The sequence below is a fragment of the Flavobacterium sp. NLM genome (genome assembly GCF_002210235.1).
Classification (GTDB): domain Bacteria; phylum Bacteroidota; class Bacteroidia; order Flavobacteriales; family Flavobacteriaceae; genus Flavobacterium; species Flavobacterium panici.
The window spans coordinates 52,827-78,196 of sequence record NZ_LIAC01000002.1; the positions used below are offsets into that span (position 1 = coordinate 52,827).

Annotated in this window: 24 protein-coding genes; 5 read left to right on the forward strand and 19 right to left on the reverse strand. The window is 31.7% G+C overall.

The features are described 5' to 3' along the window. Nucleotides 1–3: 3 nt before the first annotated feature. From APR43_RS02430 to APR43_RS02470, 9 genes are all read right to left on the reverse strand, one after another. A complete protein-coding gene (locus APR43_RS02430; RefSeq protein ID WP_053474482.1) occupies nt 4–513 on the reverse strand; it encodes a DinB family protein in 510 nt (169 codons plus the stop codon). A gap of 18 nt (nt 514–531) precedes the next feature. Beyond that, nucleotides 532–906 (reverse strand): VOC family protein, encoded by a 375-nt coding sequence (locus APR43_RS02435; RefSeq protein ID WP_053474483.1) that lies wholly within the window; start codon nt 904–906, stop codon nt 532–534. A gap of 75 nt (nt 907–981) precedes the next feature. Further along, nucleotides 982–1,191 (reverse strand): hypothetical protein, encoded by a 210-nt coding sequence (locus tag APR43_RS02440; protein ID WP_053474484.1) that lies wholly within the window; start codon nt 1,189–1,191, stop codon nt 982–984. Between the two features lie 12 nt (nt 1,192–1,203). Then, entirely contained in the window at nt 1,204–1,584 is a 381-nt protein-coding gene (locus APR43_RS02445) for a DoxX family protein (RefSeq protein WP_053474485.1), read from the reverse strand. A gap of 499 nt (nt 1,585–2,083) precedes the next feature. Continuing rightward, on the reverse strand, nt 2,084–3,502 hold the full coding sequence (locus tag APR43_RS02450) for a TolC family protein (RefSeq protein WP_053474486.1): 1,419 nt from the start codon (nt 3,500–3,502) through the stop codon (nt 2,084–2,086). Nucleotides 3,503–3,624: 122 nt separating this feature from the next. Beyond that, a complete protein-coding gene (locus APR43_RS02455) occupies nt 3,625–6,792 on the reverse strand; it encodes an efflux RND transporter permease subunit (RefSeq protein WP_053474487.1) in 3,168 nt (1,055 codons plus the stop codon). Nucleotides 6,793–6,804: 12 nt separating this feature from the next. Further along, nucleotides 6,805–8,025 (reverse strand): efflux RND transporter periplasmic adaptor subunit, encoded by a 1,221-nt coding sequence (locus APR43_RS02460; RefSeq protein WP_053474488.1) that lies wholly within the window; start codon nt 8,023–8,025, stop codon nt 6,805–6,807. Between the two features lie 246 nt (nt 8,026–8,271). Further along, nucleotides 8,272–8,865 carry a TetR/AcrR family transcriptional regulator gene (locus APR43_RS02465; protein ID WP_053474489.1) on the reverse strand — a complete coding sequence of 198 codons (594 nt, stop codon included), beginning with the start codon at nt 8,863–8,865 and terminating at the stop codon, nt 8,272–8,274. Between the two features lie 279 nt (nt 8,866–9,144). Further along, nucleotides 9,145–10,062: an SMP-30/gluconolactonase/LRE family protein gene (locus tag APR43_RS02470; protein WP_053474490.1), complete on the reverse strand. Its 918-nt coding sequence runs from the start codon at nt 10,060–10,062 to the stop codon at nt 9,145–9,147. Nucleotides 10,063–10,424: 362 nt separating this feature from the next. On the opposite strand from APR43_RS02470, the gene APR43_RS02475 reads away from it, so the two are divergent. Beyond that, nucleotides 10,425–11,744 (forward strand): gluconate:H+ symporter, encoded by a 1,320-nt coding sequence (locus APR43_RS02475; RefSeq protein ID WP_053474491.1) that lies wholly within the window; start codon nt 10,425–10,427, stop codon nt 11,742–11,744. After that, nucleotides 11,732–13,168, forward strand: a complete 1,437-nt coding sequence (locus tag APR43_RS02480) for a gluconokinase (protein WP_082356496.1) — start codon at nt 11,732–11,734, stop codon at nt 13,166–13,168. The genes APR43_RS02475 and APR43_RS02480 overlap by 13 nt, the downstream gene beginning before the upstream one ends. A gap of 306 nt (nt 13,169–13,474) precedes the next feature. Here APR43_RS02480 and APR43_RS02485 read toward each other — a convergent pair whose 3' ends face one another. The 7 genes from APR43_RS02485 to APR43_RS02515 form a co-directional block, all read right to left on the reverse strand. Next, on the reverse strand, nt 13,475–13,774 hold the full coding sequence (locus APR43_RS02485; RefSeq protein ID WP_053474492.1) for a type II toxin-antitoxin system RelE/ParE family toxin: 300 nt from the start codon (nt 13,772–13,774) through the stop codon (nt 13,475–13,477). Next, nucleotides 13,764–13,991, reverse strand: coding sequence for a DUF2683 family protein (locus tag APR43_RS02490; RefSeq protein ID WP_053474493.1), 228 nt, complete (start codon nt 13,989–13,991; stop codon nt 13,764–13,766). Before APR43_RS02490 ends, APR43_RS02485 begins: the two co-directional genes overlap by 11 nt. Before the next feature lie 942 nt (nt 13,992–14,933). Beyond that, a complete protein-coding gene (locus tag APR43_RS02495) occupies nt 14,934–15,275 on the reverse strand; it encodes a hypothetical protein (RefSeq protein ID WP_053472030.1) in 342 nt (113 codons plus the stop codon). 101 nt (nt 15,276–15,376) lie between these two features. Next, nucleotides 15,377–15,970, reverse strand: coding sequence for a hypothetical protein (locus APR43_RS02500; protein ID WP_053472029.1), 594 nt, complete (start codon nt 15,968–15,970; stop codon nt 15,377–15,379). Next, nucleotides 15,970–16,566: a hypothetical protein gene (locus tag APR43_RS02505; RefSeq protein WP_123959107.1), complete on the reverse strand. Its 597-nt coding sequence runs from the start codon at nt 16,564–16,566 to the stop codon at nt 15,970–15,972. The genes APR43_RS02500 and APR43_RS02505 overlap by 1 nt, the downstream gene beginning before the upstream one ends. A gap of 31 nt (nt 16,567–16,597) precedes the next feature. After that, nucleotides 16,598–17,227 (reverse strand): hypothetical protein, encoded by a 630-nt coding sequence (locus APR43_RS02510; RefSeq protein WP_053472027.1) that lies wholly within the window; start codon nt 17,225–17,227, stop codon nt 16,598–16,600. A 5-nt stretch (nt 17,228–17,232) separates the two neighbouring features. Then, nucleotides 17,233–17,730, reverse strand: coding sequence for a hypothetical protein (locus tag APR43_RS02515; protein ID WP_053472026.1), 498 nt, complete (start codon nt 17,728–17,730; stop codon nt 17,233–17,235). Between the two features lie 299 nt (nt 17,731–18,029). Between APR43_RS02515 and APR43_RS02520 the strand changes: the two genes are divergently transcribed. The 3 genes from APR43_RS02520 (at nt 18,030) to APR43_RS02530 (ending at nt 20,046) form a co-directional block, all read left to right on the forward strand. After that, nucleotides 18,030–18,263 (forward strand): hypothetical protein, encoded by a 234-nt coding sequence (locus tag APR43_RS02520; RefSeq protein ID WP_053472036.1) that lies wholly within the window; start codon nt 18,030–18,032, stop codon nt 18,261–18,263. 349 nt (nt 18,264–18,612) lie between these two features. After that, nucleotides 18,613–19,161: a type 1 glutamine amidotransferase domain-containing protein gene (locus APR43_RS02525; protein WP_053472025.1), complete on the forward strand. Its 549-nt coding sequence runs from the start codon at nt 18,613–18,615 to the stop codon at nt 19,159–19,161. A 651-nt stretch (nt 19,162–19,812) separates the two neighbouring features. Next, nucleotides 19,813–20,046 (forward strand): hypothetical protein, encoded by a 234-nt coding sequence (locus APR43_RS02530; RefSeq protein WP_053472035.1) that lies wholly within the window; start codon nt 19,813–19,815, stop codon nt 20,044–20,046. Nucleotides 20,047–20,091: 45 nt separating this feature from the next. Here the strand turns inward: APR43_RS02530 and APR43_RS02535 are convergent, their stop codons facing one another. From APR43_RS02535 to APR43_RS02545, 3 genes are read right to left on the reverse strand one after another with little or no spacing between them, the layout of a single operon-like run. Continuing rightward, complete coding sequence (locus APR43_RS02535) at nt 20,092–21,204, reverse strand: response regulator (RefSeq protein ID WP_053472024.1); 1,113 nt, start codon at nt 21,202–21,204, stop codon at nt 20,092–20,094. Beyond that, complete coding sequence (locus tag APR43_RS02540; protein WP_053472023.1) at nt 21,201–21,647, reverse strand: response regulator; 447 nt, start codon at nt 21,645–21,647, stop codon at nt 21,201–21,203. The genes APR43_RS02535 and APR43_RS02540 overlap by 4 nt, the downstream gene beginning before the upstream one ends. Nucleotides 21,648–21,649: 2 nt before the next feature. Then, entirely contained in the window at nt 21,650–25,051 is a 3,402-nt protein-coding gene (locus tag APR43_RS02545) for a hypothetical protein (protein ID WP_053472022.1), read from the reverse strand. Between the last annotated feature and the right edge of the window lie 319 nt (nt 25,052–25,370).

A 25,370-nucleotide genomic window follows, 5' to 3' on the forward strand; every position in this document is an offset into this window, starting at 1 on the left:
AATTTAGAGTTTGGTTATGTGTTGAAAAATAGAATTTAATTGATGCGTATGTCTTTGGGTGTGAACTAATGCAAAATCAATCCATTCGTACATGGTGAATTTGTCAAAGCCCGGAACCTGAAAATCTAAGCAGGTTAGGGTTAAATCGTATTTTTCGGCACAATCTAATAACTCAGATTCAAGTCTGAGTAATTCTATGTTTAATGCATTTTTATTGTATTCTTTTTTCTCGGGTTTCAGAAATACAGGAGCATCCATTTTTATGTTGAAGTTTAAAAACAGCCCTTCAATATCTTTAATTTTTTCATCGGGTTTTCGGGTTGTTTTTTCCGTATTTCCGGCAAATAATTCGGGAAATCCGGAACAGGCTAAAATAATATGCTGCACAACTTGTCCGGGAGTCCAGCTTCCTTGAAACGGAACCTGATTTAATTCGTTTTCAGAAAATTTTGATAGAATATCATTTAATTTTTTGAATGTTTCAACAATATCTTTTTGAACGTCTGTCTTCATATTATTGATTTTTAAGGTTTAATTTACGGAAGTAATCCACCAGACATTTCCAAAAGGATCTGTTACGCCGCAGGTTCTGCCGTAATCCTGATCGCTTAATCCCATTAAAGAAACGGCGCCGTTTTCTAATGCTTTTAGATAGGTTTTATCGGCATTAAGAACATAAACAAATAAGTTGGCCGTTTGTTTTGACCAGTCTTCAGTTTCATCGGTTACCATAATTGTGCTTCCGTTTAAGGTAATTTCGGCATGCATTATGGTTCCGTCTTCGCGGACTGCCTTCGAATGCGTTTCTGAAGCTCCGAAAACATTTTTTGTAAAATCTATAAATTGCGATGCGCCTTTAAGAATAAGGTAAGGCATTACAGTTTGATGTTCTGCAGGTAAATTCATTTTTGTGGTTTAGATGTTAATATCTCAAAAGTACGATTTTTATTGCAATATTTTGTAAATCAATAAATTGTGATTTTACGGAAGTGCTTCGCAATGAAAACCATGCGAATTTAGAAGTTCGATTATCTTATGGTTTGAAATAGAAGCGGCGTGAACCCGAAGGATTTTATCGCAGTCTTCGAGATCAAAATTGACGATGCTGTTTGGGAAATGTTCAAGAAGTTTCCCAACAATCATTACTGATTGCTCAACTTCCTGAACATTTGTTTTAAAAACTTCTATCATCGCAGGAATGTTTTACAAAGCAATATTTTTGTATCGCTCGATTTTATGATAATAGATATATGAGATTGCCAAAATCACTAAAAAGATTAACGGAAAGAAACTTTGAAAGTTAATGCCATCAACCGCAAAATGACTTATAGAAGCAAATATAAAGTCGAAACCAAATCCGGCGTAAGCCCATTCTTTTACATTTTTAGGAACAGACGGAATTACTAAAACGAGAACTCCCAGAATTTTGAAAATCACCAATGCATTTCCAAAATACTCAGGATAACCTAAATGTCTGATCCCTTCTTTAGCCATTTCAGACTGGGAAGTCAAAGCTGGCATAACGCCTTCGAATAGAAAAATAATAGTAGTTGCAATCCAAAAAATAATTTTTGCTTTTTTCATGTGGTTTATTTTTAAATAGTTATTAGTTAATGTATTACAAATATACTATTCTTGTTTTTTCATGAAATAGTTATTTACGACTATTTTAGGGGCATTTGGGACAAGTTTTTTGATTTAAGATTATTTGCCACAAAGACGCGAAGGCGCAAAGTTTTTTTAAGTTTTTTTTGGAACCGATAGTAGGAGAGAAGTAACCATACAGTTTGTCATCCTGAGCGAAGTCGAAGGATTTTTTCTTCGACTTCGCTCAGCCTGACAAAAAATGAGAATAAAAAAAGCTCTCGCAGATTTTGGAGATTAAGCAGATAAAAATCCTTTTAATCTGAGTAATCTGTGGCATAAAAAAAATCTGGTCAATCTGCAAAATCTGCGAGAAACTTAAAAAAACTTAGCGCCTTAGTGCCTTAGTGGCAAAAAAAACTAAAAAACGCCATGAAACCTAAGTCTCACAGCGTTTTCCTCTCAAAAAATAAATAATTAACGGGTAATGTAACAGGTATTATTTCCAGCCTCCGCCCAGAGCGCGGTACAATTCAGTATTGGCTGTAAGTTGTTGTCTTTTAACATCAGCAAGTTCTAGTTCGCTTTGCAATAAATTTGCCTGCGCTGTTAAAACTTCAAGATATTCTGCCATACCATTTTTGAATAAAAGGTTAGCATTTTTAATTGCTTGCTGTAAAGTTTTTACTTTTTCTTTCAAGAAAGTTTCCTGTTGTTGTAATTTCTCTACTTTAACTAAAGCATCAGAAACTTCGCTTACAGCAACCAAAACAGATTGTCTAAAACTTAAAACAGCTTTTTCTCTTTCTGCAACAGCAATATTATATTGAGTTCTCACTCTTTTGTTGTTCAAAAGCGGTTGTGTTAAACCTCCTGCAACAGTTCCGAATAATGAAGCCGGAATGTTGAACCAATTGCTGGTTTCAAAAGAGTTTACTCCGCCTTGAGCAGTAATTCTTAAAGTTGGATATAAATCCGCTTTTGTGATTCCAACATTTGCGTTTGCCGCTTTAAGAGCTAATTCAGCACTTTTTACATCAGGTCTTCTGCTTACTAATGAAGATGGAATTCCGATAGCGGTATTGTTTTTAACTTCAATCGCACTTAATTTAATTGTTCTTTCTTTCGAATTCGGAAAAGAACCAGTTAAAACACTTAAAGCATTTTCCTGAATCGCAATGTTTTGTTCCAATAACGGAATCAATTGCGCTGAATTTAATTTCTGTGCTTCAGATTGTTGAATCGCCAACGTAGTTACCTGACCAGCATCGTATTTTAATTTGATAATATTAGTTGTACTATCATTTAATTTTAGATTTTGTCTGGCAATTTCTAATTGAGCATCCAGCATTAAAAGATTGTAATATCCTCTTGAAACATTGGCAACAATATTGGTCTGCAATGCTTTTTTAACTTCTGCAGATTGTAAATACCCTGCGTAAGCACCTTTTTTCTGATTTCTGATTTTTCCCCAGATATCAGCTTCCCACGAAAGTGAAGCTCCGGCAGAATAATCATCTATATGTTTAGCACCAATTGCCTGATTTAGGTTCAATCCTGTAAAACTATTGTCTGACGGATTGCTTGTACTTGCATTTACAAATAAATTAACCTGAGGTACATTTCCCCATTTTGATTGTGTAAATCTGTATTGTGCAATTTCAATGTTCTTTTCGGCAATCTGCAAATCGTTGTTTCTTGCAACGGCGCTGTCGATCAATTTGATAATATCTTTTTCGGTAAAGAAGTTTTTCCACTCCACATCAGCAATACTTGTTGTATCACTCGAAGTTGATGCATTCCTGAAATTCTCAGGAAATGCATCTTTTGGAGTTTCAATATCCTTCGAAACTTTACAGGATATTAAGGTCGTGATCAGAATGGCGAAGGTCACGATTTTGGTTATATGATTTTTCATTCTTTCTTTTATTAAATTTCTGTACAAGTCTCTTTAGTTTCAAGATCTTTTGAGATTCTGTACGATATATAAGCGATGCCAATTATGATGGCTACTAAAGCTGTGGTTATATAGTTTTCCATTTATTCTTTTTCTTCATTATGGATTACGGCAACTGGTTTTCCAGAAACCTTTTCTTGTAAATGCTGGAAGATGATGAATAAAACAGGAATGATAAACAAACCTAGAATTACTCCTGAAATCATACCTCCGGCGGCACCAATACTAATAGAGTGGTTACCTTGAGCTGATGGCCCTGTGGCGCTCATCATTGGTATTAAACCTACGATAAAGGCAAGAGACGTCATGATAATTGGTCGTAAACGTAATTTTGCAGCATCGATTGAAGCTCTAACTAACGCTTGTCCCGATTTTCTTTTCTGTACGGCAAATTCGACGATCAGAATGGCATTTTTGGCGAGAAGTCCAATCAGCATGACAAGGGCAACTTGTACATAAATGTTGTTCTCAATTCCAGTTAAACCAATAGCTACGAATACTCCAAAAATACCTGCAGGGATTGATAAGATTACTGCCAAAGGCAAAATGTAACTTTCGTACTGTGCAGCAAGTAAGAAATAAACGAATATCAAACACAGTAAGAATATTGTTGCGGATTGTCCTCCGGATGATATCTCCTCACGAGTTTGGCCCGAGAATTCAAACCCGTAACCTGCAGGTAATTGTTGTGCTGCTACTTCTTCAATTGCTTTAATGGCATCTCCTGAACTAAATCCTGGTTTTGGAATGGCATTAATAGAAATTGAGTTAAATAAATTGTATCGTGATGCGGTTTCTGAACCATAAATACGAGTTAGTTTTACTAAAGTATTTATTGGCACCATTTCGCCTGTTCTGTTTTTCACAAATACACGGTCAATTGCTGTTGGATCAGCTCTGTCTGCAATGTCAGCCTGAACTACAACACGGTAGTATTTACCAAATCTGTTGAAGTCTGATGCTTGTGCGCTACCAAAGTAAGCCTGCATGGTTTGCAGAATGTCTTTTACATTTACGCCTAATTGATTTGCTTTTTCATCGTTAACTTCCAATTGTAATTGCGGATAATCTGCTTTGAAAGAGGTAAAGGCAACTGCAATTTCCGGACGCTTCATTAATTCACCGATAAAGTTTTGAGAAATTCCACTGAATTTATCCAGTTTTCCTCCAGTTTTATCTTGTAAAACTAAATCTAAAGCCTCAACGTTACTAAATCCAGGTACAGTTGGGAAACTGAATACGAAGAAACTTCCGCCAGAAATAGCGCCCAGTTTACCACGAACCTGATTCATGATTTCGTCAATGTTTTTTACTTCGCCTCGTTCTTCGTTTGGTTTAAGCAATACGAATACAACTGCAGAAGATGGACTTGTAGAGTTGGTCAATAAGTTGAAACCTGAAATCGCGGTTACGAATCTTGAAGCGTCTAATGCTTTTAAAGTATTTTCAGCTTCGGTCATTACTTTTTGAGTTCCGTCTAATGATGTTCCAGATGGTGTATTTACGGCAATCGCAATAAATCCTTGATCCTCTGTTGGAATAAATCCTGCAGGAGTTGTTTTTACCATTACAATCGTTGCCACAACAATTAAAGCTAATCCGCCTAAACTCAACCATTTTCTTCTGATTAAGAATTTAAGTCCGCCTACGTAACGATTCGTTAAAGATTCAAAACTGCTGTTGAAAGCGGTAAAGAATTTTTCTTTAAATCCTTTTTTTACATAAGCTGCGTTGTGATCGTGTGCTCCGTGATTATCTTTTAAGAATAATGCCGCAAGCGCCGGACTCAATGTTAAGGCATTAACAGCCGAAATTACAATTGCAATTGCCATAGTAAAGGCAAACTGACGATAGAAAACTCCTGTAGAACCTTCCATAAAACCAACCGGCAGGAATACAGCAGCCATTACCAGCGTAATCGAGATAATAGCACCCGTTATTTCGTGCATTGCTTCATGGGTTGCGACTTTTGGAGACAAGCGTTTATGCTCCATTTTCGCATGCACCGCTTCGACTACCACAATGGCATCATCGACCACAATACCAATCGCCAGAATTAATGCGAAAAGTGTTAAAAGGTTGATCGAAAATCCGAATAACTGCATGAAGAAGAACGTTCCTAAAATTGCTACAGGTACAGCAATAGCCGGGATTAATGTTGATCTAAAATCTTGCAAGAAGATAAATACCACAATAAATACAAGTATAAAAGCTTCTAATAATGTATGCTCAACTTGTTCAATAGATTGGTCAAGAGATACTTTTGTACTATAGAAAATATTGTGTTTTATGCCTTTAGGAAAATCTTTAGAAGCCTTTTCCATCATTTTATTAATGGCAATCTGAATATCATTTGAGTTTGATCCAGCTAACTGAATAACCCCAATTACAATTCCTTTTTTACCATTTAAACGAGTTAAACTGTTATAAGAATATGCTCCAAGTTCTACTCTCGCAACATCTTTTAAGCGAAGTACTGAACCATCTGCATTAGAACGTATAGCAATATTTCCATAATCTTCTGGTTTAGTTAATTTTCCTTTGTATTTAATAACGTATTCAAAAACTTCTTTGCTTCGCTCTCCAAATTTACCCGGAGCCGCTTCCAAACTTTTGTCCTGAATAGCGCCCATAACTTCGCTTGGCGTCACTTTGTAAGTTGACATTTGTGTTGGGTTTAACCAAACACGCATAGAGTAATCTTTTACACCACCAAAAATACTGGCAGAACCTACACCCGGAATACGTTTTAACTCCGGAATAATATTGATTTGTGCATAGTTGGCAACAAATGTCTGATCGTATTTTGCTTCATCATCAGTGTACATACCAATTGCCATGATGAAACTGTTTTGTTGTTTCGCCGTAACAATACCTTGTTGTACAACCTCTGCAGGAAGCTGGCTCGTTGCCTGCGCAACTCTGTTTTGAACGTTTACAGCAGCTTGGTCAGCATCTGTACCAAGTTTAAAGAAAACAGTAATTGCTAAAGTACCGTCGTTACTTGCTGTAGAACTCATGTAAGTCATGTTTTCTACACCATTTATAGATTCTTCGATTGAAGGTGCCACAGAACGTAAAACCGTTTCTGCGTTGGCTCCCGGATATACCGCCGTTACCAAAACCGATGGCGGCGCAATATCAGGAAACTGTTGTAAAGGCAGTTTAGTTAAACCAAGTACTCCAAGAATCACCAATAAAATGGAGATTACGGTTGCCAGTACAGGTCTTTGTATAAATATTTTGAACATTGTCTTTTAGAATTATTTTTTATTAGTTACTTCGGCAACTTTAGTTGATTTTTCTGGCTGAATCGCTTGTCCATCCTGAAGTTTGTCAATACCGCTTAACACGATTTGGTCACCAGTTTTTACACCTTCTTTAATTAAATAATTGGTACCGCTTTTACCCACAACTGTAATAGGCATTTTAGTTACTTTGTTGTCTTTACCTACAGTGAAAACAAATACTTTATCCTGCATTTCAACTGTAGCCGACTGTGGAACTAAAATCGCATCGTCGTGTTGTAATCCTAAACGGATTCTTCCTGTGTTTCCAGAACGTAATGTTCCGTTTGCATTTGGGAAAGTTGCTCTAATTGTGATTGCTCCGGTAGTTTTATCAAACTGTCCGTCAACCATATCAATTTTTCCGGTTTGAGGATAAGCATTGTTATCTGCCAAAATCAAAGTAACTGGAGGTAATTTTTTAATTTTATCACCAAGTGAACTTCCTTTATATTGCTCTTTAAAGTTGATAAAATCAGTTTCACCTAAAGAGAAATAAGCAAATACTTCGTGAACATCTGATAAAGTTGTTAAAGCTTCAACATCAGAAGCAGAAACTAAACTTCCTTGTTTTTTAGGTAATCTTCCTATGTATCCGCTAACTGGAGCTGTAACATTTGTATATCCTAAATTAATTTTAGCAGAACCTACCAAGGCTTTTGCCTGTTCAATATTTGCAGCAGCAATTTTTTGAGAAGCTTTAGCCGTTTTTAACTGATAATCAGAAACTACTTTATTTTGAACTAAAGGAGTCAATTTATCAACTTCTAAATTAGCGTTGATCAAAGCCGCTTCTGCAGCGTGTAAACTTGCTAAAGCATTGTTTAACTGCTCACGAAAAGGTCGTTCGTTTATTTTGAATAAAGTTTGTCCTTTACTTACATAAGCACCTTCGTCAACAAAAATTCTGTCAAGGTTTCCGCTTACTTGCGGGCGAATTTCAACATCTACAGTTCCTTGTATAGAAGCTGGATATTCAGCATCAGTAGTTGTATTTGCACTTGTTATAGCCAACACAGGTAAAACCGGCGGTGGTGGAGCAGTAGGCGCCTGATTTTTGTCGCCACAGCTGCTTAATACTAAAGCCAGAACAAAACTGGTTATAATTATTACATTTTTCATTTTCATATTGGTTTTAATTGGTTGAACATTTTCTCGGATTAAATTCTTAGGTATTCTGGCATTCTCGGGATTCATATCTAATTAAATTAAATTATCTAACGTTGTTAAGTAAATGTGCGCAAACTTTCATACTTTAAGCTTTTTCAATTCTATTTTAATCATTATTAAAATATTTAACGGCGTTAAGTAAAAGTCTAAAAAAAGAGCTTTTATTACTCTATTAAATTTTCTAACAGTGTTAAGTTAAGGTTATAAAAAAAAGGATTTTATATTATCCAATTAAATTATTTTACACTGTTAAGTAAAAATTGAAAAAAAAATCTATTGTATCGATTTGATGATACCACCAATGGCATCTTTCAAAATTTGAGCATTTATTGTTTCTAAAATATCACTTTTGTTAATGATGTTGATGGCGATTAAACCATGAATAACAGAAAAGAAAGTAAAATATTTTTGTTTAATGATATCTTCACTAGGATTGCTGTCTTTCATTACATCAGCAATAACTCCGGTGAATAATTTGTAAGGTCCCTCCTGAGCCGAACATCGCTGTGCGCAGCAGGTCATTTGAACACCAAACATTAGTTGGTACATTTCAGTATTTGTAAAAGCGAAGTCCCAGTAAGTCATCCACATGGCTTCTAATTGATCTTCCGGTTTTTCAAACTTATCTATTGCAACTTGTAGTTCTTTAGTTAGTTTAATAAAACCTTTACCTGTCAATTCTTCAAGTATTGCTTCCTTATTCGAAAAGTATTCATAAATAATAGGAGCAGTATATTCGATTCTGTCGGCAATTTTACGCATACTCAAACCATTCCAGCCTTCATCTTTTACGATATCATAAGCAGCCCCAAGGATATTATTCCTTGTCTCTTCTTTTTGTCTTAAAATTCGATCTTTGCTAGCCATTATATTCGAGTATTAAATTGTTTAACACTGTTAGGCAAATGTATGGCGGTTTTTCTAATAATGAAATAAATTTGTCATAATATTTTCTTATGCAATCATAGAGAGTACTAAAATAGTAGTAAAATAAGGTATTTCGAAAGGTTTTGTGTTTTTGTAAAATTTCATTTTAAGTAAAATTCAACCCAAATTCGAATCAAATTAAGATGATTTTGAAGTTTTTTAATTCTGAAAAAATCTGATTTTCTCAATATCGAATAAAATTTCAATCAAAATTTTCGATTATTTCATTCCCCGAACACTCATTTCTATCGTATAAACACTTTTACCGGCAGTAATAAATAATGTTTTAAATTTTTTTCCTCCAAAACAAACATTAGCTGTCCATGGTTCAGGAACATCAATATGGGCTATTTTTTCTCCTTGCGGATTGAATACAGTAACTCCTTTTCCGCATAAGTAAATATTTCCGGATTTGTCTATTGTCATTCCATCTGAACCTGATTCAGTAAACAGTGTTTTTTTGCTTAAAGAACCATTACTTTCGATAGTATAAGAGTACGTTTTATTTGCTCCTATATCTGCTACGTATAAGGTTTTTCCATCCGAAGTTCCAATAATGCCATTAGGTTTTACAAGGTCATCCCCAACGTTTATAATTTTGGATTTATCCGGAGATAAATAGTAAACACATTCTTTCTCTATTTCTTTCGAGGTATGTTTCCAATAATCCCTTTGGTAAAAAGGATCTGTAAAATAGATTCCGCCTTTTGGGTCAACCCAAAGATCATTGGGGCCATTCAGCCTTTTTCCTTCAAAGTTGTTTAGTACTACAGTATAATTTTTGTTCTTGTCTATTTTCCAAAGCTCATTTTTTTCATCGGCGCAAGCCAAAAGGTTGCCTGCGTGATCAAAATACAAACCGTTCGCCCTTCCTGCATTTTCCATAAAAACAGAAAGTTCGCCGTTAACCGACCACTTCATGATTCTATTATTAGGCTGATCTGTAAAATAAATATTTCCTTTCTTATCTGAAGCAGGACCTTCCGTAAAACTGAATTGATCGGATAGTTTTGTGAGAACTGCGCCTTTTGCTATTAAGTTATAGCTTTTTTCTTTTGATGTCTGAGCAGATATAAAATTTGTAATAGTTAAAGTAATAACAAATATAAGTTGTGATTTTATTTTAAGTTGGAGCATTATAAAAAGGTTTAAAAGTTGCTTTTGAAGCGTTTTTAAAAGTAGTTTTTATTTCTGATATTCTGCAAAGTTGGGTTAAGATTCTTTTGAGGAGCAGAAATTCCGTTTTCAAAAGAACGTTTAGTCCCGCTCTCCACTATATTCCCGATAAACAAAAACTACGGCTAAAAAGCCTTATTTTTCTAAATCGGGAGATGCCGTTTCGATCGGGGCTAGGCGAGAACGTATCTTTTTTATAATTTTTCTAAGCAGCTTTAAAGGAATTTATTTAACATATTAAATTTTAAATGGCGCCTTTTTACGTATAGAAAGTAATATTTTTACGAGACAAATTCAAAGAACACTCATTCAATAATTTAATTATGTCGCTACTGATTCTTATTGCCGGGATTCTCTTATTATTGATTCTAATTTCCGTTGTAAAACTCAATGCCTTTATTTCCTTAATTATTGCCGCTTGCTTTGTCGGTATTTTTAAGCAGATGCCTTTTCCGGATTTAATCAATTCGATACAGGAGGGAATAGGAAGTACGTTAGGTTCTTTAATTTTAATTATTGCTTTTGGCGTTATTTTAGGAAATTTGCTTTCTGATAGTGGCGCTGCACAGCGAATCAGTTCTGTCATGATTAAGTCCTTTGGTATTCAGTATATTAAATGGGCAATGGTTATAACCGGATTCTCTGTTGGAATTTCTATGTTCTATAATGCAGGGTTTATAATTTTGATTCCAATGGTTTTTGCCGTGGCCAAAAGCACTAAACAGCCTATCATTTATTTGGGAATTGCTATGGCATCGGCACTTTCTATTACGCATGGTTTTTTGCCTCCACATCCGGGACCAACAGCAATTGCAGTTATTTTTAAGGCCAATATTGGTAAAACACTTCTTTACGGACTTATAGTTGCGCTTCCGGCACTTTTCATGGCCGGAATCATCTTTCCTGAATTTATAAAAAAAATAAATGCCTTTCCGCCAAAAGGATTATTCGACAGTAAAACTTTCACAGAATCAGAAATGCCTTCTTTTGCAATTAGCATTGTAACGGCTTTAGTTCCAGTTTTTTTAATGGCCACTGCTACGTTCAGTGAATTAATTTTGCCCAAAAAAAGTGCGTTATGTGCCGTATTGCTTTTTATTGGAAATCCGCTGACTTCAATGTTAATTGCAATACTTTTTGCTGTATTTACCTTAGTTATTTTGCGCGGAAGAAAAATGCAGGATATCATGGACAAATCGGGTAGTGCTTTAAGTGCAGCTACGATGATTATTTTAATAATTGCTGCCGGCGGTGCTTTTAAACAAGTATTAATAGACAGCGGAATAGGAACAGATTTAAGTACTTTTTTCGAACAATCCTCTCTTTCCCCTTTATTGTTAGGCTGGCTGATTGCTACTATTATTCGTATTGCTTTAGGATCTGCGACAGTCGCCGGATTAACCGCTGCGGGAATTGTACAGCCCTTAGTGATTGCATCTGGTGTGAGTCCGGAATTAATGGTTTTGTCTATTGGCGCTGGAAGCTTAATGTGCTCGCATGTAAACGATACTGGTTTTTGGATGTTTAAGGAATATTTTGGCATTAGCGTGTCAGACACTTTTAAAACCTGGACGGTTATGGAAACAATTATAGGAGTAATGGGATTAATTGGGGTATTACTTTTAAATTTATGGATCAAATAAATAACATGGAAGCATTGTATATTGGCATTGACATTGGAACAACAGCAACAAAAGCCGTTTGTTTTGATAAAAGGGGAAATGTACTTCGACAAATTGCTAAGTCGTACAGCATGTATCATCCCAAGCCCGAATGGAGTGTTCAAAAACCGCACGAAATTTTGCAAACCGTAAAGGAATGTATTGATGAGATTACAAACGGAATTCAGCCTCAGTTCATCAGTTTTAGCTCGGCGATGCAAAGTGTTATTGCAATTGACGAAAATGGAAAACCACTGACAGATGCTATTTTATGGGCAGATAACAGAGCTGCGGGAATTGCCGAAAAACTTAAAAATTCAGATCAGGGAAAACACTTTTATCAAAAAACCGGAATACCAATTCATCCTTTTTCTCCCTTGACAAAAATTGCCTGGTTCAAAGAATTTGACGCTGAACTATTTTCCAAAACCTATAAATTCATCAGTATAAAAGAATATGTCTGGCATCATTTGACCAATGAATATTATACAGACACCTCAATGGCATCTGGAACCGGATTGTTAAACATTCATACTTTAGATTGGGATGAGGAAGTTTTGGATTTCTTAAACATAAAGCCAGATCAACTATCTAAAGTTTGCGAAGTCACACACCAATGCAAAGGAATTTCAGATGATTTTCTTTATATAATGGGCGGTGGCGACGGTGCGTTGGCCAATCTCGGAACAGGCGCCATGAACAAAAATTGTATTGCTTTGACTATTGGCACAAGCGGAGCAGTGCGACTGCCCATTGACAAACCGTATCTTGATGGCCAAATGCGCACGCAGTGCTATCATTTAATGGATAATCAATATCTTACTTTAGGTGCTGTCAATAATGGTGCGATAGTTTTACAATGGCTGAAAGAAACTTTGCTAAATACAACACAATCTTTAGAAGTTCTTATTGAAGAAGCCGCAAAAATTCCTGCGGGTTCTGATGGACTGCTTTTTGTACCTTATTTATTGGGAGAACGAGCGCCAATCTGGGATGCCTCGGCTCAGGGAACTCTTTTAGGAATGCAGATTACGCATACACAAGCGCACTTGGTACGAGCCACTTTAGAAGGAATTTTATTTGGATTGTTCCAAATCACAGAAATTTTAATTCCGGATCCCGAACATAGAAAAGAAACAAAAGTTATGGCCAGCGGCGGATTTGGTAAAAGCGAACTGTGGCTCCAAATGGTTGCTGATATTTTTCAGATGCAGGTTGAAACTTCGCAAACTATCGAAGGATCTTCGTGGGGAGCTGTTCTTATAGGTTTAAAATCACTCGGCGAGGAGATCACAAATGATAACAAAACGGGACAAACCTATTTTCCTAACACGAAACATAAAAATGTATATGAAGCTGCGTTCAATAAGTTTAAAAAAGTATATCCTTTACTGAAGGATTTTTAAGAGCAAATATTGAATTTGCATTAGAAACATTAAAACATAAAAATTATTTTTTTGCTATTATAAGGTTGGGCGTTGGTAATTTTACACGAATTTACGACGGAATAATTCCCGTTATTAAACTGGACTGAAGTCCAGCTCTACAATATGGATCATTCCTTCGGAATTTTATTCCGTCCAAAAAAAGAGCCAGAGGCTCGGCTAATATTGTAGGGCTGGACTTTAGTCCAGTTTAAAAACGCATAATAAAAACACGCTTTAGACCGGATTAAAATCCGGCGCTACCATATTGGTCGATTCTGTTATTTTTTATCTTATGGATGTTTTTTCTGGATTTTGAGATGTATGAAAAATAGCATTTAAAAATATCGTTTTTGATAACTCATCAACTATAAAAAATGCAATGTATGGGAATTTTTTAAATGGAATATAGCGATAATTATTATCGTGAAATTGACAAAAAGGATTTATTTGTAAGGCTTTGTAAACTTTTTTATAATCATTAAGAAAGCCTAAGGCGACTTTCTTACTAACTTTTGATATATAGTATTCAACAGCTTCTTCAATGTTTTTTAATGCAATTGGAGAAACAATAATCTTATAATTCATACTTCTTTTTTAAATCAGTATATAGTGATTCAGCATCTGTATATTGGCTTTTGTCTGAATTAATTTGACTATCTAAAATTTGCTGCTGTTCTGTAGATAACTCGTAAGGTTTCACATTAGCTATCTCAAATTTGATCTTTAGTGCTTTCATAAAAGCTTTTACAGCTTCTATTTGAGAAGCGTCTTCTGTATATGCTGTGATATTAATTGCTTGCATGATATTAATTTACTAAAGTTGTTCAACAAAGTTAAAACAAAAGTCTAATTTTAATGTTAATCTCTATAATTTATTTCTATTTTCATTTCTACGAATTTTATTTTTTTTCATAATATTTTAAAAGATCGTTTCATATTAAATTAGATTATATGTCTTGAACCGGATTAAAATCCGATCCATACAAATTATGCCTTGAACTGGACTAAAGTCCAGCCCTACAATATAGGCCGAGCCTTTGGCTCTTTTCCTAGCTTCGATAAGATGAACAATAAATACAAAAAATAAAAAGATTTCTTTTTCATGTAATGAAAAACAAAAATTCCGAAGGAATGATCCATATTGTAGAGCTGGACTTCAGTCCAGTTTAAAATGAATTACATTGATGTGAAAATTTGGTACATAAAATTATACCCTAAACCGGATTAAAATCGATACATACAAACTATGCCTTGAACTGGACTAAAGTCCAGCCCTACAATATAGGCCGAGCCTCTGGCTCTTTTCTTAGCTTCGATAAGATGAACAATAGATAAAAAAAAGAAAAAAATTTCTTTTTCATGTAATGAAAAACAAAAATTCCGAAGGAATGATCCATATTGTAGGGCTGGACTTTAGTCCAGTTTAAAATGAATTACATTGATGTAAAAATTTGGTACATAAAAATTACACCCTAAACCGGATTAAAATCCGGCGCTACAAACTATGCCTTGAACTGGACTAAAGTCCAGCCCTACAATATAGGCCGAGCCTCTGGCTCTTTTCTTAGCTTCGATAAGATGAACAATAAATACAAAAAAGAAAAAGATTTCTTTTTCATGTAATGAAAAACAAAAATTCCGAAGGAATGATCCATATTGTAGGGCTGGACTTCAGTCCAGTTTAAAAATGCAATACGATAAAAGCCACAATCTTGTCAGGCTGAGCGAAGTCGGAACCCCGCAATCAACTTACCGACACATGTTTACTGAAATACGCAACCGCCATTTCTACAATTTCGTCTTTGGTTGTAAAACTATATTGTATTCCGTTTTCTAAAGTATAATGATCGCCAATACTTGGAAAATATTCTTTTCCATTTGCGTGAAATGAATTTACAACGGTAAACCACCGATGGCGTTCGTGATCTTTAAAGGAATAGATTAGATTATCTGAAGTAATAAAATTAGTTCCGTTATTTACATCAAGTATAGAAGTGTATTTACTTTTTGGAAAACCGCCATAAATACAGATGTTTGAATTGAATTTTTGTGATAATAGTTGGGTTACTTTTTGGTTATTGAGCATATAAAAATCTTTTAAGTTTTGGTGTAGTTTTGTAAATATAGGACTGTGTTTTTTGGTTACTACACCCTTAAAAGTTTTTATTGTATTAAAATAAGGTATTTTTAATTCTCAATTCTCTTAGTTTTGGTAATTTTTTCTATCTGAATTTTTACCAAATAATATATTCCAACAAATAACAAAAACACCATAATTTTCATTAATAATGCAAGGAAAAAGTTGGAGGGATAAATATCTAAATCACGATACATTGTCCAGGAACTTGGTAAATAATCACGATGTAAAGTAATAATAAAAATCATAAATCGTTCAATTGAAACAATAAGTAAAAAGCTGAATACTATTCTAAATAAAGCGTTTTTACTAACTTTTTTAAAACGCAGTAATTGTGTAAGTGCAAACCATAAAATAGGCTGTGACCAAATCCCAAACCAGTATTCACCAAACATTCTGTTGAGCATAGCGCTTTTTTCTTCTGGATTACTTTCTGCATAAAAAACAAAAATTCCAATTATCCAGACAGTAAAATAAATTACGCCGGCCAAAGAGATAAATTTAACGGCTTCTTCATCTATTTTGTACAGAATTGGTTTCTTTATAAAAATCGAAACAATTAGAAATAGAATTGAATATAAACCAAAGGCTGTAAAAAAATCTACCGTTATTATTTGAAGAAGTAATAGAATGTTTTCTCTCATTATTTTTTCGTTCTTTCTTTTGCCAAACGATTTTTGCTTTTAGAATAACCAGCTTCTTCTACATTAAAAGAATCTAGAATTCTATTCATTCTTTCGGTATATTGTTTTTCTTTACTGGCTTCTGTCCATGACATGATTTGATAGTATCGGTCTTTTCCCTGTACAATTGCGAATCGATAAAAAACATTAAAACCGTCGCTAATTCCAGATACTGAAAAAACAATAGCACTTGAGGAATTAATTTTCTTTTTCTTTACATCGTAGAGCTTAAAATCTTTTAAACCTGATTTTTTAAAATTATTCAAAGTCGCATTGTAATATCCATCGAGATCTGGTGTTGTGTTTAATAAATTATTTTCAATAGCATTTAAAAAATCACTTTTTAATTCATCTATTACAATAACATAAAATTCGTCAAACTGATTCTGTAATTGTAAAGAAGCCTGATCATTTAATTCAGTTGTTACGCCAAGACTTTCAGGAACAGATAATGAATATTTGTTTTCGACTGTTTTCTTTTCAAATTTTTCATTCGAATGATTCTGATCGCATGAAGAAAGAGCTACAAGAAATAGTAAAGAAATAATTTTTTTCATAAGATATTTACTGGTTTTTGGTGATGTAATATTAATCCAAAATCGAATATATATTACATATATAATAAAGAACAAATAAAAGTATTATAACTGCAAATCCAATTATAATTTCTGGATTGACTTTATCAAAAAGTTTGGGTTTTTTAGATAAAGAATAAACAATTGCTGTTATAATAGATATAGAAAATAGGAGTAAAAACCCGAATTTTCCATCATCATTATCTTCTTCATTTCTACATTTAAGGCTTAGATATTCTTTGTTGTTTTTTATTAACGAATGAATTTCACAAGAAGTTTCCGTGTCAAAATCGTCTATATCATCTTTTAAAATGGAAATTGAGATTGTATCTCCGGCTTTTATTTCATTTATTACTTCATCATCATTAACACATCTATAATCATAACTGGCAATCTCAAAAGTAGTTTGATTATTTATACAGTTAATTTCTATCCATTTTTTACTATGTTTCCCTTTTCTTTCTTTGAATTGAGGCGCGGTTGAAGTGATTAGATTTTCATAAACCTGAAGTTCTGATTGTTTTATTATATAACTTCCACTAATGACTTTCATAAAAAAGTAAGTCCCAATGATGAAACAAGTTACAGATACGATTAAATAAGTTTGTTGCTTTTTTTCCCAATCACTAATACTTTCAATCATAAATTTTATTGGCTGTTTGCTTTTCGATTTATATGTATTATTACAGGATTTTCGCCATCTGTATTTCTTTTACTTCTGCCTTCCAGACCAATTTGAACATCATTTGGTTTTTCAGAACCTAGTTCGTTAGGACTTACATACGTATACATTCCGTAGCCATGTCCTGAAACAATCCAGCCTTCGGTTTCCTTTAAATGAATAACGCTAAAGTCTCCGGCGGACCCTCCGACATGTACCGGGCCAAATTCTTTCATTAATTTTACTGCCTCGCTTTCTAAATCTGGAATGGTGTCTGCATTGTCAAAAATTATATAAGTTCCGTTTTTGAATAAAACCCAATCTTGAAATTTTGGATTAATAGCAAGTCTGACGTGATTAAGCAAATCAGCTTCTGTCATTTCGTTAGATTCTTGATTGTCAATTTTCTTTTTTTCAGGATTTTTACAACCCAATGAAAGGAAAGTTAAAAGAGGCAGAATAATTTTAAATGGCTTTATCTTCATATAGAATTTGGTTTCAAGAGGATTTTTCAAATGTATTAATTTTTGATTATGATTTAATACATTTGAATTAATTTGGTTTTCTCTTTTGTTATTTAAATAAGTATCTGTAATTGTAAGAAAATAAATATAAAATAGAAGGATTTTTCTTATATTTGTTTTTCCTAAATATTACGACTTTGAAAATAAATGAAATTTGCCCTTGTATTATGTGTACGGTATCGGAAACGACCGTAAACACTGTCGTAAGTGTTTGGAACACTAAGATGCAAGGGTTTTTTATTCCTAAATTTTACGACATTATGATTACAAACACAATTTCAACAGAAGCTGAAACAAGACTTCTAAATTTTTTCAACACTAAAATTGATCCGCAAGACATGGCCAAAGTAATAAGGCAGGTAAATTATATCCTTGCTTTAGGCGTTATGCGAGAACATGAAACTCTTCAAAACGGAATTGATAATTTAGAAAACAGCTTTTTTTGGCTGAATGAATTGGCCGAAGTTTTGAATCCTTATTTGGATGGAGAATAAATTTTATAAAAAACCTCGATTTGAAAAAATCGAGGTTTTTTTATTGATCGTTATCATTCTTTAATTCACGAGCGACACTTCGCGCACCAAAAGGTATATTCTGATTTCTGGAATTTTTTTTACTTCGTAGTAAACGAATTGTGCAATTATTCTCTATTAAAATCCTATAAAATAGTGAACCAAATTGACATCAATTTTATATAATTTCAGTTTAATTTTTAATAAAAATTTGATTTTCAATTAATTAACTTTTATTAAAGAAAGCTTTAACAGCGTCTTTTTCTGCTGGCTGTTTGAAATAACTAATTTTAATCTAAATCAAATTAATAACGTTTTAAATATTTAAATCATGAAAAAGAATATAGCCATATTAGCCACAAACGGTTTTGAAGAATCAGAATTATCATCACCAAAAGCCTATCTGGAAGAGCAAGGTTGGAATGCAGATATCGTTAGTTTGAAATCTGGAACGATCAAATCTTGGAAAGACGGAAATTGGAGCAAGGAATATAATGTTGATGTAGTATTAGATCAGGCAAATGAAGCAGATTACGATGCTTTGGTTATTCCAGGCGGAGTAATAAACCCTGATTTATTAAGAAGAGAAGAAGCTGCAGTAAATTTTGTACGTTCCTTTTTTGAAAGTAAAAAGCCAGTAGCTGCTATTTGTCACGGACCACAAATTCTGGTAGATGCTGACGTTTTAGAAGGTCGAAAAGTAACTTCGTTTTTCTCTATTAAAAACGATTTAAAAAATGCCGGAGCACAATGGGAAGACTCAGAAGTTGTCGTAGACAATGGATTAGTGACCAGCCGAAACCCTAATGATTTGCCCGCTTTTAATAAAAAAATGGTAGAAGAAATTAAAGAAGGAAAACACGAGCGTCAAACAGTCTAAAAAGATATTTTATTTAGATTTATCAAATTATAGAAAAATGCAAGATCAATTTTGGTCTTGCATTTTTTTATTGAATAGCCCTTAGTTTTAACTAGGAGATTAAAAGATTCAATAATAATAAGGCTTTAGCCAAAACACGCATTTTGGCTAAAGCCTTACTATGATTCTTATTTATACCTCCAGCTAAAGCTGGAGGCAATTGATTTTTTTTAATTAATGGAGGATTAATCTTTGCGTTTCTCTGGTTCAAACCAGAGGCTATGTTTTAAAATAATTGTTGAGTTTATTTTGATTTTTTGTCTTTTGCTAGTGTTAGCGTTCCTATTTACGTCTAGTTTGTCATTTCGACCGAAGGGAGAAATCTCCACAAGTAGCTCGACAAAGATTGTGGACTCACTTTGCGGAGTGTCTAGTGCGATTTCTCCCTTCGGTCGAAATGACAAAATGCAATAGATACCTCCTGAAATATAGATTTCTTATATTTGATAAAAGCAATATATTAATTGAAAGAAAAATCTTTCTTTTTAAAATGTTTTTCTCTACATTTGAAGTTCTTAAATCTTCACATTTAAAATAAAGTAAAATTTGCCTTTTATGGTTGACAAGTAATATGTCTTACCAAAATAGGCTTTAATTCATTAAATGGAAGACATGAAAACAAACACACTTTCCAAAGAAGCTGAAACAAGACTTCTAAATTTCTTCAAAACTAAAATTGATCCGCAAGACATGGCTAAAGCAATAAGGCAGGTAAATTATATCCTTGCTTTAGGCGTTATGCGAGAACATGAAACACTTCAAAACGGAATTGATAATTTAGAAAACAGCTTTTTTTGGCTGAATGAATTGGCTGAAGTTTTGAATCCTTATTTGGAGAAGGAATAGAATTTATAAAAACCTCGATTTGAAAAAATCGAGGTTTTTATTATTTTATGAAATTAGATCTATTTTTAATTTTTTTAAAACATCTACAAGTAAATGTTTTATTGATATTAAATTCTCTTTGTCAAGCGTACATACCATATTAGAAAATTGTTTTTTATAATCATCGCTTACCTTATTTAAGATAAGTAAAATTTCATCTTCAGTAAAATTGTGGTCTCTTAATGTTTTTTCAGATATTTCTAAATTCTTTAATTTTAATAGTGAAGAATCAACTTTAATTTTTTTCAGATCTCTTTGTACTAACCAACCTTTTGCATTTGCAACTTTCCAGCAATCTATCAATATTAAATCTTCCATAGTTGTTGGGAAGGTAATTCCTTTAGATTTAATTGATTTAAGAATAACAGAATATTTATAACTATTTTTTAAAATAGAGAAAGTCTTGCCTTCCGCCGAATTTGAATCTATTTCATTAGTTAAATTATCAATTGCTATCTTTCCTGCTTCATCGTCATCAAATATTCCAACAGCTTTTAAGTATTTGTCTTTTGCTTTTAAGGTTAATGACTTTGCCCAAATAAATAGTTGTCGTTGAACCCAAGAAGCACCGCCACCATAATTTATAGTCTCTAAATAAATTTTGTCAATTTCATTTTCGAAAAAATGTTTTAAGCAGAATTCAATAATAATTTTATCAGTTGGTCCCTCTAAAAAAATTGTTTCAATTTTATTTGTTTTTACACGTGATTTTACTAAACTAATGTGGAATATTAAATCCCTTAAATTATTTTTCCAAATTTCAGAACTTGAATCAAAATGCCAAATTTTCCAAATACCTTCAAAGTTGTTTTTTAATTCTTCAAATTGAGTTAAACCAACAATATACATAGGAACATTAACCCTATTTTTGCTTTTATATAGTTGCTTTATAAGCATGTTACCTCCATTATTATTTGGCTGATCGTCATATTTCAAGGGCATCTGCAAATCAGTAATTAATAGATGAAATTCCTTATTTTGCAGATTTTCAATTGCTTCCTGTACACAGGAAGCTTGTTTAATAGATAAAGTCTCGCTGAAAACTTCTTTAACGGTATTTATTATAGATGAAATTTTATTTAAATCATCATCTACTATAAGAATGCTAATATGATTCATTTTTCTAGTTCTAATATTAAATCAGACATATCTATTTGCCAGTTATCTTCATTAGCATTATAAAAGACTGCTCCAATATAAAAAGAGGTAAATAGGTCTTTAAATATTGCGTTAATTTCGTCGAAAGTTAAGTTACCCTCTTTAGTTGGAAAGACATCGAACATTGTAAATAAGATTGTTGGTAAAAATATTTTTCTGCGCTTCATTTCTCTCAGGATTTTTTCTCCACCAAATTGTTCATAATTACCTCCTAAATCATTTAAACCTTTTTCCCACAATGGAATTGTCATATCTAGAATTAACAAATCATACTCTTCATGATCTCTTTTTAATTCTGACATTCCACTTTGAAAAGATTCTTTGGTTACAATTACATGAGTTTCTAAAAAATTACTTAGTCTTTCAATTTTTATTTTATCATCTTCTATTATTAAAATTTTCATAATTAAGTAATTGGTTTTTTGTAAGGAAAATAAAGTGTTATAGAAATCGAGTTTTTATTTAATTCATAATCAAACTTGTCGGTTTTAGCTAGTGCTTCGTACAAAAGAATTCGTTTTATTTTATCATAACCGCTTTCCCCTTCTTTATTAGATCTTTCAATGTTTTCGTGATTATTCCAATTTTCTTTTATTGCTTCTAGTTTGATTTTATTTGCAGAATAGTCAAAATTTGAATTTAAATTGTTTGTGAATTTTATTAAAACAAATTCATCTTTATCAATTGATGAATCTATTCGTAGTTTAATTTTATTTGTATCTAATTTTGAATGTTCAATAACATTTTTAAACATAATATTGAAAACAAAAATTAAATTACTATATCCTGCAAAAATATTTTTAACATTTATTTCTGGTTTTAAATTAAAGAGAGGATTTATTCTGTTTGTTAAATTTAAGCTAGCATTGATAATAGTTTCAATACTTAGTAAAGAAGATGAGCTAGTCGTATTTAAATAGAACCATTCTGATAGATACTGTAATTCATTTTGGATTTCGGTACTTGATTTAGTTAAATTAGATATCAGTTCACACTCATTAGGTAAATTGAGATTTCTTAATTCCCCAATTGTGTTTTCTATGATTAATTGAAATTGCTTTGGAATGATCGATGAAAATGCATATACGATTTGTTCTTGAAGATTTATTAAAGTGTAATTGACAAAATTATTTAATATCATTTCAATTGTTGACTCGACTGAATCGAAGTACTCTTTTCTTTCATTGTAAAAAGTATATAAAAGTTCATCATTTGTATAGTATTGAAATAATCCTTCGGCCTTATCCGAATTTTTTTCTGTTTGTATCTGAATTAACTTTTCAACAATAAACGTAGTATTATCATCTATTTCTTTAGAGAATTTTTTTAAAATAAGTTGGACAGGAATATTTAATTCAGCATAATTTATTAATTGTGTTCTCCAAATATTATTGTCTTTGTATTGATTATTTATTTTCGAAGTAATAAGATTTAATTTTTCAAAGACACTTCTAATATGATTTTTTAATGCTCCATGCCTAATTCTAGTACTTAAACAACTATCTAAACCATATTCCTTACTGAAAAGAAAATTCTCTCGAGATTCTAAATAAATACTTTTAAAAGCAAGGTAATCAGCACTATTATATTCTTCAATACTTTCATTTTTTTCTGTTAGAGCTTTTTCCCAATTTTTGGTATTTGAAGTATTGAATCCAATTAAATTCTGTGTTGAAGATGAAGCTTCAATTTCCTTAAACCTTTGAAATTGATCATTAAAGTTTTTAGTTTGAATTTCTTTTAAACTACTCACATCAATATAAAGTCTTCCTTCATCAACTTCTTTTAAAACCTTTCTAACAGAATTTATCTTGTAAATTTCATTTATTTCTTTCTCATAGATTAATTTGTTCAATGAATCTATAGGAATTAGCATATTTAAAATTTTAACTCGATCTTCTTCAACATCACTAATAGAATTATATTCCGTTGAATACTTAAGTGTATCTATAGTAGCTACATTATTTAAAAAATAAACTACTTTTTCATGTGAATGTTTTGCGATAAAGGTATTGATATCTAATTCATCAATACTAAAAATATTATTAGCACACATGAAATCATCATAAGATTCATATAAATCATATTCTTTAACAATTAAAGAATATAAGATCGGATATTCTATTAAATTTATAAAATCGTCCTTTTTATAAGTAGTTTTTATTTCTTCGTATAAATCACTATAATTTAACTTTCTAGTAACAATAATACTGTTAAAAAAAATACTTCCAAACAAGATTAAAGCTTCTTTTAATAATTTTAAATTCAAAAAAGAATAAAATAATAAACTAACTTTTCTTTCATAATAATATGATAATTCATCTAAATTTGGGTTTCCATTAAGTGTCTCAATAACCTTATCATATTCTTTTCTTTGATAATTTCTAATTGCATTAAACATGGTTTCTTGCAATGGCGATTTCGAAATAAAACTGGAAAACTGAGCATCATTCCCTTGTTTAAAATATTGAACTTTAAAACTATGATTATAAAGTAAATCTTGGAAATTATCTATAATTACTTTTCTGTAACCTGCTAGGCTTATATTTTTATTAGAATTAAAAGATGAAGATAAAAAACCTATTACATGATTTTTTTCATTTTTACCTTCAATTTCTGTAATTAACCCAGTTATTTGTTTTCCGAAATTTGTATTCATTAAAAGTAAAGAGGTCTTTAATAATTTTTTCCAACTGTTTTCCTTATCATTTTTAAAGGTTAATAATTCATAAGTATCTTTTAATATATTATCAATTGTCTTACTTTTTTCTATGGGTATAAATTCAAGCTCTAAGTTTATTAAAGATTTACAATATATTTTATAGTATTCATACTCTAAAGGATTCTTTTTTATTCCTTCTCTTGATATTTCTAATGCTTGCTCAAAATCCCCAGAATAATATAAGTTTAGGCAATTTAAAATCTTATCACTATTTTCAATAACCAGTAATTCTTTTTTTTCATTAATAATGTTATAAATATTACAAATTCTAAAGTCATTAAAAATACTATCTTTTGCTAGATTTATAAAAGGCAAAAATAATTTGTCATTCTCTATAGATATTGATAAATTATAAAGTATGACATCAATAAGTATGATATATTGATCAATAATTGAGAATATATTTGAAACATATAAAACACTTTCAAGATTTTTATGTTTGTATTCATAATTTGCAATGTTAAAATTTTTAAAAACAAAAAAATCTTTAATTAGTCCATTAGCATTAATAGTGTCAATTTCATTTTGAAAATGGTTTAAATATGTATCATATGAAAACTTTGATTCAATTCTTTTACTGCTAGAATTTATTGTAAATTCATATATGGAATTTTTTATTTCTTTTAAGTAATAAGATAATTTATTCCAATTTGATTCTGAACTATTAACTTTTTCCTCAATGATTAAATTAGCTTCAATACTCCATAAGCTAATTCCAAACAATTTTTCTACATCTTTTAAAATAAAACCAGCATTTTCAAAATCATCTAATATTAGATATTCTTCAAATTTATTTTTTAACGCTATAAAAGAATTAATTTCGTCTAAATAATTTTCTAGGATATTTGTAATCCATTTATATTCTCTTTTAAAATTCTCGGTGAAAGAATATGGTTCTTTTAGATATATATTCTCTATCGATTTAAAAAATGGATCTTTATTTAAATTTTTATTAAAAATAGGATGTGATTTTAATGCCTGCTTATATTCACCTGCATTTATAAATAATTTTATTTGATTAATTTGATCAGGAACAGTTAATTTTCGATTACTCAATATTAATCTAATTGTTTTTTTATATTCCATTTTTAGTTTAATGATAATTTTAATTGAAATAGTAAAAAATAACTTCGTTTTATAAAATAATTTAAAATTTAAATTACTTTGAAGATTTCTAAAAGCTTTTTTACCAAATATATTTATTTTTTCCTATTAAAACTATTGTACACTAGAATCTGTGATTTTAATTTTGTGAGAATAAAGTAAAGAAAAAAGGGCGGCACAAAAAGTACCGCCCCTTAGGCAAATTTTAAATTTGCATTTTAAAATCAGTAACAATTTTAAAATGCCGCATTCAAGAATGCGTACAGTTTTTGGTAATCACTAAATTGAAGACTAAACGCAG